The 12,089-nt window shown below is 68.1% G+C and carries 13 protein-coding genes; 7 read left to right on the top strand and 6 right to left on the bottom strand.

Going from position 1 to position 12,089, the window contains the following annotated elements; all coding sequences use genetic code 11:
* Window positions 1-30: 30 nt before the first annotated feature.
* Both AB0M14_RS20120 and purU read left to right on the top strand, forming a co-directional pair.
* Window positions 31-606, top strand: coding sequence for an N-acetyltransferase (locus AB0M14_RS20120; protein WP_364997087.1), 576 nt, complete (start codon window positions 31-33; stop codon window positions 604-606).
* A gap of 57 nt (window positions 607-663) precedes the next feature.
* Window positions 664-1,545 (top strand): formyltetrahydrofolate deformylase, encoded by an 882-nt coding sequence (purU, locus tag AB0M14_RS20115; protein WP_364997085.1) that lies wholly within the window; start codon window positions 664-666, stop codon window positions 1,543-1,545.
* On the opposite strand, the gene thpR is transcribed toward purU, so the two are convergent.
* Window positions 1,538-2,095 (bottom strand): RNA 2',3'-cyclic phosphodiesterase, encoded by a 558-nt coding sequence (gene thpR / locus AB0M14_RS20110; RefSeq protein WP_364997083.1) that lies wholly within the window; start codon window positions 2,093-2,095, stop codon window positions 1,538-1,540. The two genes, purU and thpR, sit on opposite strands and share 8 nt — an antisense overlap.
* A 23-nt stretch (window positions 2,096-2,118) precedes the next feature.
* The gene (locus AB0M14_RS20105; RefSeq protein ID WP_364997081.1) at window positions 2,119-3,264 is read right to left on the bottom strand and encodes a S1C family serine protease; all 1,146 of its coding nucleotides are present in this window, start codon (window positions 3,262-3,264) and stop codon (window positions 2,119-2,121) included.
* Between the two features lie 121 nt (window positions 3,265-3,385).
* Between AB0M14_RS20105 and AB0M14_RS20100 the strand changes: the two genes are divergently transcribed.
* Window positions 3,386-4,438, top strand: a complete 1,053-nt coding sequence (locus AB0M14_RS20100; RefSeq protein WP_364997079.1) for an NAD(P)-dependent alcohol dehydrogenase — start codon at window positions 3,386-3,388, stop codon at window positions 4,436-4,438.
* On the opposite strand, the gene AB0M14_RS20095 is transcribed toward AB0M14_RS20100, so the two are convergent.
* From AB0M14_RS20095 to AB0M14_RS20080, 4 genes are all read right to left on the bottom strand, one after another.
* Complete coding sequence (locus AB0M14_RS20095) at window positions 4,435-5,067, bottom strand: methyltransferase domain-containing protein (RefSeq protein WP_364997077.1); 633 nt, start codon at window positions 5,065-5,067, stop codon at window positions 4,435-4,437. The genes AB0M14_RS20100 and AB0M14_RS20095 overlap by 4 nt on opposite strands.
* Window positions 5,068-5,178: 111 nt before the next feature.
* Window positions 5,179-6,429, bottom strand: a complete 1,251-nt coding sequence (locus tag AB0M14_RS20090; RefSeq protein ID WP_364997075.1) for a saccharopine dehydrogenase NADP-binding domain-containing protein — start codon at window positions 6,427-6,429, stop codon at window positions 5,179-5,181.
* 18 nt (window positions 6,430-6,447) lie between these two features.
* Entirely contained in the window at window positions 6,448-7,869 is a 1,422-nt protein-coding gene (locus AB0M14_RS20085; RefSeq protein ID WP_364997073.1) for an AarF/ABC1/UbiB kinase family protein, read from the bottom strand.
* Window positions 7,870-7,982: 113 nt separating this feature from the next.
* Window positions 7,983-8,642, bottom strand: coding sequence for a TetR/AcrR family transcriptional regulator (locus tag AB0M14_RS20080; RefSeq protein WP_364997071.1), 660 nt, complete (start codon window positions 8,640-8,642; stop codon window positions 7,983-7,985).
* A 358-nt stretch (window positions 8,643-9,000) separates the two neighbouring features.
* Between AB0M14_RS20080 and AB0M14_RS20075 the strand changes: the two genes are divergently transcribed.
* The 4 genes from AB0M14_RS20075 (at window position 9,001) to AB0M14_RS20060 (ending at window position 12,045) form a co-directional block, all read left to right on the top strand.
* Window positions 9,001-10,218 carry a DUF445 family protein gene (locus AB0M14_RS20075; RefSeq protein WP_364998964.1) on the top strand — a complete coding sequence of 406 codons (1,218 nt, stop codon included), beginning with the start codon at window positions 9,001-9,003 and terminating at the stop codon, window positions 10,216-10,218.
* A gap of 147 nt (window positions 10,219-10,365) precedes the next feature.
* The gene (locus AB0M14_RS20070; RefSeq protein WP_364997069.1) at window positions 10,366-10,863 is read left to right on the top strand and encodes a helix-turn-helix transcriptional regulator; all 498 of its coding nucleotides are present in this window, start codon (window positions 10,366-10,368) and stop codon (window positions 10,861-10,863) included.
* Window positions 10,860-11,549, top strand: coding sequence for a heparin-binding hemagglutinin (locus tag AB0M14_RS20065; protein ID WP_364997067.1), 690 nt, complete (start codon window positions 10,860-10,862; stop codon window positions 11,547-11,549). The genes AB0M14_RS20070 and AB0M14_RS20065 overlap by 4 nt, the downstream gene beginning before the upstream one ends.
* 196 nt (window positions 11,550-11,745) lie before the next feature.
* The gene (locus tag AB0M14_RS20060) at window positions 11,746-12,045 is read left to right on the top strand and encodes a DUF2516 family protein (RefSeq protein WP_364998962.1); all 300 of its coding nucleotides are present in this window, start codon (window positions 11,746-11,748) and stop codon (window positions 12,043-12,045) included.
* Window positions 12,046-12,089 lie beyond the last annotated feature (44 nt).

Genomic DNA, 12,089 nt, shown 5'->3' with positions numbered 1-12,089 from the left:
GGCGGGTAATCCAACTGGAGGTGTCGACACGTGCTGATCCGTCGCGAGCGTGCCGACGATGTCCTTCAGATCGCCGCCGTCCACCGCAGCGCATTCGGACCGCAGTACGCGAACGGTGACGCGATCGCGTACCAGGACGATCCGGAGGCCGCCGAGCGCGGCGGCAGCGCCCGGGCCGAACCACCGGAGGTGGAACTCGTCGCCCGGCTGCGCAGCGATTCCGGCTGGATCCCCACGCTGTCGCTGGTCGTCGTCGAATACGACACGGTGATCGGCCACGTCTGCCTGACCCGCGCCACCGTCGGCCCCTACCCGGTGCTGGCGCTCGGCCCGATCGGCGTCCGCGTCGAACATCAGGGGGCCGGTGCGGGCGCGGCCCTCATGCACGCCGCCCTCGGCGCCGCCGACGCCCTGGACGAACCCCTGGTCGGCCTGCTCGGCAGCCGCGAGTACTACCCGCAGTTCGGTTTCGTCCCCGCCGCTCGGCTCGGCATCGCCCCCGACGAGCCGAGCTGGACCACACACTTCCAGGTGCGCGCCCTCACCGCCTACGAACCGCAGATCAGCGGCGAATTCCGCTACGCCGAACCGTTTTACAAGCTCTAGCCGCCGACAGTAATCCCGGCTGCGCGGCCGTCCGGGCTCACCTGGGAGAATGGCCGGATGAGCTTGTCCGATGACGACCGCCGCTACGTGCTGACCCTGGGCTGCCCCGACAAACCGGGCATCATCGCCAGGATCACCTCGTTCATCGCCGAGTTCGGCGGCTCCATCATCGAGGCCGGCTACCACTCCGACACCGACAGCGGGTGGTTCTTCACCCGGCAGGCGATCAAAGCCGCCACCGTGCCGTTCGGACTCGCGGAACTGCGGGATCGCTTCGCCGGAGTGGCGGCGGATCTGGGGCCGGAGACGGAGTGGGACCTGCTCGACTCGGGGGCGAAGCGCCGCATCGTCCTGCTGGTCAGCAAGGACGGGCACTGCCTGCACGACCTACTCGGGCGCGCCACCAGCGGCGAGCTACCCGCGACCATCGAGGCCGTCATCGGCAACCACCCCGACCTGGCGGCGATGACCGAGGCGCACGGCATCGAATTCCATCACGTCGAATTCCCGAAAGACCCCGCCGAGCGCGGCCCCGCCTTCGACACGGTCCGCAAGCTCGTCGACGCCCACGACCCGCACGCCGTCGTGCTGGCCCGCTTCATGCAGGTCCTCCCGGCCGAGCTGTGCGAGCACTGGTCCGGCAAAGCCATCAACATCCATCACAGCTTCCTGCCGTCCTTCGTCGGCGCGCGCCCGTATCACCAGGCCTTCGCCCGCGGCGTGAAGCTGATCGGCGCGACCTGCCATTACGTCACCGCCGAACTCGACGCGGGCCCGATCATCGAGCAGGACGTCTCCCGCATCGATCACGCGGACGACGTCCGCGACATGGTCCGGCAGGGCCGCGACATCGAGCGCGTCGTGCTGGCCCGCGGCCTGCGCTGGCACCTCGAGGGCCGGGTCCTCGTGCACGGCCGGCGCACCGTCGTCTTCAACTGAACGACCACCGCTCGAGTGTCTCGTAGCGCGGCTGCTCCCCCGGCACCCCGGACCTGGGGAGCCGGCTGCGGATCAGGCACAGGGCGTCGACCGTCCACGCCTGTCCATCCCAATCCTCCAGCGCGGCAACATAATCGGTGAAATCCGTGCCGGAGCCGCGCGCCAGCGTGAGATGCGGGCGGTACCGGCGGCTCTCCCCCGGCTCGATACCCGCCGCGCGCCCGGCGGCCGCCGCGCCTTCGGCCAGCCGCCGCAACGCGGGCACACCGCCGCGGGCGCCGACCCAGAGCGCGCGGTCCCCGAAATGCCCGCCGCCGCGCAGCGCCAGGTCGAAGGGGTCGCTCCCCTGTGCCACCCGCCGCAGCCGCGCCGACAACTCCGGCACGGCGTCCGCGCCGACTTCGCCGTAGAAGGCCAGCGTGAAATGCCATCCGAGCCGCCCGGTCCAGCGCAGCCGGTCCGCGCCCGCGATCGTCCGCAAATCCCGGACCGCGGCGGCGAGTTCGGCGGTCACGTCCTCCGGCGGCAGCACCGCGGCAAAGAGTCGCACCGGCCCTACTCTGCCAGCCCGGCTCAGTTGGGTGGACCGACGGTCAGGAGCACGTGCACCGTGCGGTTGCCGCGCGGGCCGGTGACCATCAGCGCCACGGTTTCGTTGGGGCGGTACCTGTTCAGGGCGGCGTGCAGGGACTGGGTGGTGGTGACGGCGTGGTCGTCGACAGCGGTGATGACCTCGCCTTCGAGCAGTCCGGCCGCGTGCGCGGGCATCCCGTAGATCGCGGCCTCGACCCGGGCGCCCGCACCGCTCGGCTCGGCGTTGGAGGCGATGACGCCGAGGGTGGCGGTGGGGCCGATGTGCACGGTGTCGGTAGGTGTGCCGGAACGGATTTGGCGCACGATGCGCATGGCTCGCTCGATCGGGACCGCGTACCCGTTGGCATCGTCGGCCGATTTCTGGGCCGGGTCCCCGGAGGCGGCGGTGATCACGCCGATGACGGCGCCGTTGCGGTCGGCAAGTGCGCCGCCGGACTGTCCCGAGGACACCGGCGCGGCGATCTCGAACATGCCGGACAAGGCTTTTCGGGACAGGTCCGCCGAATTCAGGGCGACGATCGTGGAATCCAGGTTGGTGATGACGCCGGGCACCGCGGCCGGCTGGCCGCCGACGCCGCCCGCGTTGCCGATGGCCAGGACTTCGTCGCGCATCCGGACGTCGCCGGAGTTGCCGATGGTGGCGGTGGTGAGATCGGCCGCGCCGGTCAGTTCGAGCAGCGCGATGTCGGCGCCGGAGTCGTAGCCCAGCACGCTGGCCTGGTAGACCTCGCCGTTGCCGACGTCGGTCACCGTGACGGTGTCCGCGCCTTTGACCACGTGGTGGCTGGTCAGCACCTGCCCGTCCGCGGTGAGCACGATGCCGGAGCCGGCGGCGCCCAGCCCGAACGGCCGGGTGGAGGTGCTGATATGCACCAGGGCGGGCCGGACGGCGGCGGTGACGGTGGGCGCGTCCAGCGTCGGGATCGGTTCGGTCGTATAGGTCGCGTCGACGATCTCCGGGCCCGCGAACGGCGCCCACTGGGGTAGCTCGGCCCGGAACCCCAGGAAGGTGGTGACCGCGAGGATCGCGACCACGATCACCGCCAGCACCCGTCCGCCGCCGCCCGACCGGTCGGTGCGCGGCGGCCGGACGTCATCGCTGAGGAAACGCCACTGCTCGTCCATCGCCGCTCCTGCCTCCGGAGGACACCCTTTTCCATTGTGGCGGAACAATCACCACCACCGAATGGCAATCCCCACCGGGGGTGCTTGGCAAACCGAGGCATGCGGCGGTAGGCATGTATTCATGACGAGCGCCGCAGCCTATGCCATCCCCGCGCCGGACGGCGCCTTCGAGAAGGTCACCATCGAACGACGGGAGCTCGGCGCGCACGACGTGCTCATCGACGTCAAGTTCGCGGGTATCTGCCATTCCGACATCCACACCGCGCGCGACGAGTGGGGCGGCACCAAATATCCGTGCGTGCCGGGCCACGAGATCGCGGGCGTGGTCGCCGCCGTCGGCAGCGCCGTCAGCAGGCACCAGGTGGGCGACCGGGTCGGCGTCGGCTGCATGGTGGACTCCTGCGGCAAGTGCGGCCCGTGCCTGGCCGACGAGGAGCAGTACTGCGCCAACGGCAACACCATGACCTACAACTCCGAGGTCGATCCGTCGGTGCAGCCGGACGGCTACACCATGGGCGGCTACTCGACCCAGGTCGTGGTGACCGAGAACTTCGTGGTGCAGATCCCGGAGGGCATCGGCCTGGACGTGGCCGCGCCGCTGCTGTGCGCCGGCGTCACGCTGTTCTCGCCGCTGCGGCACTGGAACGCGGGTCCCGGCAAGAAGGTCGCGATCATCGGCATGGGCGGGCTCGGACACGTCGGGGTGAAGATCGCCGCGGCCATGGGCGCGGAGGTCACCGTGCTCAGCCATTCGCTGAGCAAGCAGGAGGACGGCAAGCGCTTCGGCGCGCACCACTACTACGCGACCAGCGACAAGCAGACCTTCAAGGAACTGCGCAACCGCTTCGACCTGATCATCAACACCGTCTCCGCGGACCTGCCGATCGACAGCTACATGCGGCTGCTGAACCTGAACGGCACCCTGGTCATCCTCGGCCTGCCCGAAAAGCCGCTGGCGGTCAAGCCTTTCACGATCGCGGGCTACCGCCGGTCACTGGCGGGCTCGATGATCGGCGGTATCGCACAGACCCAGGAGATGCTGAACTTCTGTGCCCAGCACGGGATCGGCGCGGAGATCGAGGTGATCTCCGCCGACGAGATCGACAACGCCTACGACCGGGTGGTCGCCAGCGACGTGCGCTACCGCTTCGTCATCGACACGGCCACCATCTAGGCCGGCCGCGTCGCGCTGACGTATTGCAGCAGGCCGTGCACCTGCTGCTCGACCTCGACCAGACCCAGCTCCGCGAACAGGCCGGGAAAGGTCGCGCTGTCGAAGACGCGCAGCCCGCTCCAGCCGCCGACAACCTTGCTGACCTGACCGAACGCGGAGTTGTCGCGGTGGCTGGTGCTGATCGCGATCCGGCCGCCCGGTGCCAGCACCCGCGCCATTTCGCGGGTGGCGGTGATCGGGTCGGGGATCAGGTACAGCGCGCCGAAGCAGCAGACCGCGTCGAAAGTGCCGTCCGCGAACGGTAGCCGGGCGGCGTCGCCGCGGAGATAGCCGACCCGCGGGCCCGTGTTGTCGGAGACCGCGCGAGCCAACATCGGCTGCGAGTAATCCAAGCCGACCGCGAAGCCATTGCCGGACAATGTATTACTCAAATACCTGGTGAAATTGCCGGGCCCGCAAGCGATATCGAGCACTTTCTGTGATCCCCCGAGCCGCAACTGCCGGACCGCGTCGCGGCGGTCGGTGTCCATGGTGCGTCCGCTGGCGGCAAAGAACGCCGCGGGTCGCCAGGCGCGCTCGTAAACAGCCGCCAAGGCCGGGTGATTCATCGCGCGGCGGGCCAGATTCATTGCGGCTCCTCGTCGTTGGGGAGCTCCGGAAGCGGAGCTAGCTCGGCGCACAGCCTGCGCGCCGGTCGCACATGGCGGCACCGGTTTCGATGCCGCCGCAACGCAGTATGGTCAGGCGCGTTCGACTTCAATGGTCATGCCTGCCGCACGCAGCCGTTCGGTGAGTGCTTCGCCCATGGCGGCGGCCGGGGTCAGGATGCCCGCGAGCTCCGGCTGTTTGCCGGTGTCCAGCGCCAGGCACAGCCCGGACTCGCCGAGCAGGACCGCGGTGGCCTTGTAGCCCGGGTCGCCCTTGCCGGAGAACGTGGCCACGTACTTCGCGCCGGAGGTGGTGCGCGCGTAGGTCTTCATGGCGAACCAGCCACTCTCGCGGGCTTTTTCGCTCGGCCCGGTGCCCGGCTTGGGCAACACGCGGTCCAGTAGCTTGCGGCCCACCTCGGCGCGCGAGAGCACCGCGCCGACCGCCATGGTCGCGACGATGCCGCCGGCCATACCGGCGGCGACCAGCGGCGCGGCGGCGGACTTGCCCGCGCTCATTACCTCGCGGTAGCGGAAGTTCTTGCCGTACACCCAGCCCAGCAGGCCGTTGCTGCGCCGCACGACCTTGGTGTTGTGCGCGGCCATGACGAAGGTCGACACCCAGCCGTCCAGGCTCGGATCGATCTTGCTGGCGCGCTCCAGCGCCTGATCGGATTGGCGGCCCACGTCGGGGTCCATCGACTTGTCCGGGCTCAGCGAGTACGGGTGCATCATCACCGACGCCTTCGAGGAATCCGCGGCGATGGCCTCCATCATGGCCCGCCCGGAGTCGATGGTGCCGCCGCTGACGCCGCCCTTGAGCGAGGCGATCAGCGTGGTGTCCTCGAGTTCGCCGGTGTTGTCGGCGACCGTGGCCCGGTACAGCTGGTACACGCTCAGATCCGACGGAATCGAGTCGTAGCCACAGGAATTCACGATCTTCGCGCCGCTGGCCACGGCCTCGTCGTGGTAGGCGTCGATGGCATCGCGGATGAACAACGGCTCACCGGTGAGGTCGGCGTAGTGCGTGCCCGCCTTGGCGCACGCCGCGACCAGCGGCATGCCGTAGCGCAGGTACGGGCCCACCGTGGTGACAACGACTTTGGCGCGCGCCGCCATCGCGTCCAGCGCTTCCTGATCGCCGGAGTCCGCCACGATCAGGCCCCAATCGGCAGCTCCCGCACCGAGTTCGGCGCGCACGCTGGTCAGCTTGTCCAGCGACCGCCCGGCCAGCCCGATCCGAACCGTCGCCGGCGCCGCGTCACGCAGGTACTCGGCGGTCAGCTTGCCGACGAAACCCGTCGCGCCGAACAGGATCAGGTCGAATTCGCGATTCTCTGCCATGGGGAAGACTCTTTTCGCTCAGGTACGTCGGGGGCGCTTGGCGCGCGTTTTCTTCTTCGGAGTTACCGGCGGATGCTCCGCCAGCCATTCCGCGTGGATCTTGCCGAGTTCGGTGACCGCCGGCTCGTCGTAGAGCCATTCGCGGGCCACCCGATGCCAGTTCGCGGTGCAGTTGAGCTGCCCGAGCATGCCGAAGGTGAGGAAATCCGCGCGCCGGGAGAACAGATGTTCCGGCGGCAGATTCTGCTGCTTCATGCCGGCGAATTCACTGGCGCGCGGGTCGACCGCGAGCAGGAACGCGCCGCTGGCCAGGTCCGGGGTGATGGTGAGCTCCTCGTCGATCAGGCACCATTCCGAGGCGGCCAGCACGTATTCCAGGCATTCCTCGGGGCCGACCTCCTCCGGGGATTCGATCACGCCGCGCTCGATCATCAACCGCTGCAAGTCTTCCGCGCGGTCCTCGGCGGCCGCGCGCAGGCAGATCGCCTCGAACTTCACGTAGTCCGGATCCATCCGGTTGAACAGACCGAAATCCAGGAAGCCGACGCGGCCGTCGTCGGCCAGCATCACATTGCCGGGGTGCGGGTCACCGCAGAACTCGTTGAACGTGAACAGCGAACCCACGTAGAACCGGTAGATGATCTCGCCGATCCGATTCCGTTCGGCATCGGGCAGCTGCCGGATCTCCTCGAAGCCCCGGCCCGGCAGGTACTCGCTGACCAGCACCCGGGTCGAACTCAGCTCCGGCAGCGACCGCGGCACCACGATGAACGGATGCCCGGCGTAGAGCTCGGCGATCTCCAGCTGAGTGGCGGCCTCGGCGTGATAGTCGAGCTCGCCCTCCATGTTCAGCCGCAGCTCGTCCAGTACCGCGGGCGTCACCCAGGGCAGCGCCGACTGCAGCACCTTGCGGAACATGTTGAGGTTCTTCAGGTCCGCGCGCACCGCGGCGTCGATACCGGGGTACTGCACCTTCACCGCGACATCCCGGCCGTCGTGCAGCCGCGCCCGGTACACCTGGCCGATCGAGGCCGCCGCCACCGCTTCCGGGTCGAACTCGGCGAAGACCTCGTCCAGGGTGCGGCCGAAGTCTTCCTCGATGACCTGCTTCATCGCCTCGAACGACACGTTCGGCGCCGAGTCGCGCAGCACGGCCAGCCGCTTCTGGAAGCGCTCCCGATGCGCCTCAGGGACCAGGTCCAGATCCAGCACCGACAGCATCTGGCCCAGCTTCATGGCGACGCCCTTCATGGTGCCCAGCACCATGACCACCTGCTCGGTGGTGCGGATCATCGACTCCTCGGCCATCTTCGCGCGCACGGCCTCGGATCTGCCGCGCATGGACAGGCGGGTGCGCTGACTGCGCAACACCGAACTGGCAGCGACGGCACCCAGTTTGGTGCCGCGAGCAAGCCGGGAAGTCGGGACTTGCTTCGCCATCGAGGTACCTCCGTTGGTGCCGACCGCGCAGACGGTGCCCCCTGGCGCACCGCATCCGTCTCAGACTAACCAACCGCGCAAGGCACGCGAGTCGCCCGTCACACCCGGTGGCGTCAGTCCGATTCCTTCTCGGGCAGCACATGCGGCATCTGGGCGAACTTCGCCGGCGAACCGCCCGCGCGCATCATGCCCTCGATCGCGCTCCACGCCATCATGGTCAGGTAATCGATGACCTGATCGCGCGACATCGTCTTGTCGGTGGTCCACCAGTGCGTGGCCAGCTGGATGCCGCCGACCAGCACATAGGACCACAGCAGCGCGCCCTCGGTCTCGGCGCCGTGCGCCCGGCCGCGGTCGATGATGACCGTGGAGACCACCTCGGCGAAGAGCTTCTCGAACTCCGCCAGCGAGGACTGGTCACCCGAGCCGTTGCCCATGATGAACCGGTAGACCTCGGGGTCCTCGTCGACGGTGCCGACGTATTCGGCCAGCGCCGAGCGCACCAGCTCGTATTCGGCGGCGTCGAGGTTGATCGCGCCGTAGATCCGCGGCATCAGCGTGGTCTCGATGAACCGCTGCATGGTCGCGTGCACGAGGTCGTTCTTATCGGAGAAATACCGGTAGAGGACGGTTTTGGAGACGCCGATCTCGGCGGCGATCTCGTCCATGCCGGCGTTGCTGCCGCGTTTGCGGATGGCCGCCAGGGTGCCGTCGACGAGTTCCTCACGGCGGTCGATCTTGTGCTGGCGCCATCGGCGCTTGCGGCCGTCCACTGCGGTGCCGCGCGCCGCCGGACGCTCGCCACGTGCGTCGACGTCGACAAGGTCTTCGGTGGACAGCGTTAGCTCCCTCGGTCGGAGGTTCCGTGGAACCTGGTGAATTTGCGCTCTTCGCTGCGGTGGTTTTGCCTCCCAGCTTAGGTCCCGGCTACCGGACTGCGTCACGTTTGGGTCCCCGATGCGGGGCATCCCACACATTCCGGCCGCGCGCGACCGGGCCCCGTCACTACGACACAGCAGAATGGACATCATGGAGAACGCGCCAACGACGCTTGCGCCCACCCCGTCCGTCCCGTCCGTGCCCAATGGATTCTTCGTCGACGACGAGAGCAAGCGGCGCGACCTGTTCCGGATGAAGGCGTTTGCGACCGGGCTGCTGGCCTTCGCCTCGCTCGTGTACCTGTTCTGCCGCTGGCTGGAATCGCGGGGGCAGGGCGGCGACTGGGTCGGCTACGTCCGCGCCGCCTCGGAGGCGGGCATGGTCGGCGCGCTGGCCGACTGGTTCGCGGTGACCGCGCTGTTCCGGCATCCGCTGGGCCTGCCGATCCCGCACACCGCGATCATCCGGAAGAAGAAAGACCAGCTCGGCGCCAGCCTGGGCAGTTTCGTCGGTACCAACTTCCTGGCTCCCGAGGTGGTTTCGGCCAAGGTGCAGTCGGCAGAGGTGTCGCTGCGGATCGGGCGCTGGATGGCCGACCCGGGGCACGCGGCCCGGGTGGCGGAGGAGAGTTCGACGCTTCTGCGCGCGGTCGTCGGGGTGCTGCGCGATGAGGACGTGCAGCAGATCATCGACAACACCATCGTCAAGCGGATCGCCGAACCGGAGTGGGGCCCGCCGATCGGCCGGGTGCTGGCCGAACTGCTGGCCGACAACCGGCAGCTGCCACTGCTGGACATGCTCGCCGAGCGCGCGCACCAGTGGGCGCTGGGCAGCCAGGAGACCATCGACCGGGTCGTCATGCGCGACGCGCCGTCCTGGGCCCCGAAATTCGCCAATATCCTGCTGGCGGAAAAGATTTACCGGGAGTTGGTGGAGTTCACCTGGAAGGTGCGTTCCAATCCGGACCATGAGGTGCGGCTGGCGGCGAATCGTTTCCTGGAGGAATTCGCCTTCGATCTCCAGCACGACGACGCCATGATCAAAAAGGCGGAGCGGATCAAGGCGCAGGTGATGGGCCGCGAGGAAATCACCGGCATGGCCGAGGCCACGTGGCGCGCCGCCAAACGGCTGATCCTGGAGTCGGCCGATGATCCGGGCAGTACGCTGCGCCGTAAGGTGGCCGAGAACGTACAGCAGCTCGGTGAGCGGCTGCGCGACGACAACGAGATGCGGGCCAAAGTCGACGGCTGGCTCGATCGCGGCGTGCGCTACCTGGTGCAGAACTACGCCGCCGAGATCACCACCCTGGTCACCGATACCGTGGCCAAGTGGGACGCCGAGGAGGCGAGCAAGAAGATCGAATTGCAGGTCGGGCGTGATCTGCAATTCATCCGGATCAACGGCACGGTGGTCGGCGCGCTCGCCGGGCTCGCGATCTACACGATTTCCGAGTTGCTGTTCCACGGCTGACGAGCCGTAAGTCGTGCCGCGAAAACCATTGCGAGCACTGCGGATCGAGCGCCGCCCGGCATTTGCCCGATTGGTGCTAACAGAGTGCTTGCAAGAGCTAGCACCCTGCCCTAGAATTGAACCCGTACAACCGCCAGAAGGTGAGTGATGGCAGACCAGCCCGAGGTTCCCGCCGAGTACACCGCACAACCCGACGAGCAATCCGAAGGTGTCGGAGAAAAAGTGGGACGTGCAGCGCACGACATCGGAGGTTTCATCAGATCTCAGCGAGAAGCCGCGCAAGTCTCGCTGCGACAGCTCGCCGCACTGGCGGGAGTGAGCAATCCGTACCTGAGTCAGATCGAGCGTGGATTGCGAAATCCGTCCGCCGAAGTACTCGCGCAGATCGCCAAGGCACTGCGGGTGTCCTCGGAGGTGTTGTACGTACGGGCTGGCTATCTGGAACAACGGCCGCACAGTCCGGTCCGGGATGCCCTGCTGGCCGATACCTCGATCTCCGAGCGGCAGAAGCAGGTCCTGCTGGATATCTATGAATCGTTTCGCCGGGAAAACGGAGGAGACGAGCAGGGGGGAATTGCATGGGACAGCGCCGTTCCGCGTACGACAAACGAAACTCCGCCACGCCAGGAGAACGAAGAATTATGACCGAAAAGAATGTCACCGTAACCAAGCCGCTGCTCGCCGCCGTGGGCGCGGGCGATGCCGTCTACGCCGTCGTCACCGATGTGGTGACCCAGGTGCGTGAGCGCGCCGCCGGCACCGACGTCACCGGCCGGGTCGAAGAGGCCCGGGAGCGCTTCGCCAACGTGCCCGCCGACGTGCAGGCCCAGTTCGAGAGCCTGCGCGAGCGTCTGGCCGGCCTGCCCTCGGAGCTGCCCGAGGACCTCGCCGAGCTGCGCGAGAAGTTCACCGCCGACGAGCTGAAGAAGCTGGCCGACGAGTACCGGGCCAAGGTGCTCGAGCTCTACGCCGACCTGGCCGTGCGCGGTGAGGAGACCGTCGAGCGGCTGCGCGCGAACCACCTGGTCGAGGACCAGATCGAGCGCGTCGAAGCGGCGTACAAGGATGCCTCCGCACGGGCCGAGGCCGCGTACAAGGATGCCGCCGTGCGCGCCGAGGAAGCCCTGGAGCGGGTCAACGGCCTGCTCGGCCGCCCGGCCAAGGTCGAGGACGCGCCCGTCGTCGACGCCGCCCCGGTCGTCGAGGCCGAGGTCGTCGAGGTCACCACCGAGACCGTGCCGGCCCCCGAGCCGGTCAAGGCCCCCGCCCCGAAGAAGGCTCCGGCCGCGAAGAAGGCCCCCGCGAAGAAGGCCGCCCCTAAGAAGGCGTAAACCTTTCGCAAAGCGACCCCGCATCGTTTCCGGTGCGGGGTCGCTTTGCTGTTCAAGGGATTTCACACATCCGGCACGACAGAACCGCCCGCTATGACCCCTCCCAGGCGGACAATTGTCCGGACGACTCCCCGCGTGCGCTGGTCGGTGCACAAGGAAGCGGCCGGGTTGCTCCTAGGATGGTGAGGTGACTGTCTTGCACGTGAGACTCTGGATTGAGGCCGCGCTGTGGCTGCTGGCGCTCGGCGCGACGATTTTCGCGCTGATCCATGCGATCCGCCAGCGTCCGGACGCCTTCACCGCGGTGGACAAGCAGACCAAGCAGCTGTGGCTGGCGATTCTCGGGGTCTCCCTGTTCCTACTGGTGATTCCGCTGCTCGCGGGCGGGCTGGGCGGCCTCGGGCTGCTCACCTTCATCGCGATCATCGCCACCGGTATCTACCTCGCCGACGTCCGCCCGAAAGTGGACGAGGTGCAGCGGGGGCCACGCTGGTAAGGCTGAATACTCCATAACTTTTCACTGCTAGCCCTAGCTAGCGG

The organism is Nocardia sp. NPDC051832, assembly GCF_040681285.1.
Classification (GTDB): domain Bacteria; phylum Actinomycetota; class Actinomycetes; order Mycobacteriales; family Mycobacteriaceae; genus Nocardia.
Note: the sequence above shows the minus strand (reverse complement) of the source record. Positions and strands in the feature narration are given on the sequence as shown.

Bases quoted from the DNA above. Each gene is read 5' to 3' on its own strand.
- purU (WP_364997085.1), top strand. From the start codon at position 664: ATGAGCTTGTCCGATGACGACCGCCGCTACGTGCTGACCCTGGGCTGC.
- AB0M14_RS20105 (WP_364997081.1), bottom strand. From the start codon at position 3,264: ATGGACGAGCAGTGGCGTTTCCTCAGCGATGACGTCCGGCCGCCGCGC.
- AB0M14_RS20100 (WP_364997079.1), top strand. From the start codon at position 3,386: ATGACGAGCGCCGCAGCCTATGCCATCCCCGCGCCGGACGGCGCCTTC.
- AB0M14_RS20095 (WP_364997077.1), bottom strand. From the start codon at position 5,067: ATGAATCTGGCCCGCCGCGCGATGAATCACCCGGCCTTGGCGGCTGTT.
- AB0M14_RS20090 (WP_364997075.1), bottom strand. From the start codon at position 6,429: ATGGCAGAGAATCGCGAATTCGACCTGATCCTGTTCGGCGCGACGGGT.
- AB0M14_RS20085 (WP_364997073.1), bottom strand. From the start codon at position 7,869: ATGGCGAAGCAAGTCCCGACTTCCCGGCTTGCTCGCGGCACCAAACTG.
- AB0M14_RS20075 (WP_364998964.1), top strand. From the start codon at position 9,001: ATGAAGGCGTTTGCGACCGGGCTGCTGGCCTTCGCCTCGCTCGTGTAC.
- AB0M14_RS20070 (WP_364997069.1), top strand. From the start codon at position 10,366: ATGGCAGACCAGCCCGAGGTTCCCGCCGAGTACACCGCACAACCCGAC.
- AB0M14_RS20065 (WP_364997067.1), top strand. From the start codon at position 10,860: ATGACCGAAAAGAATGTCACCGTAACCAAGCCGCTGCTCGCCGCCGTG.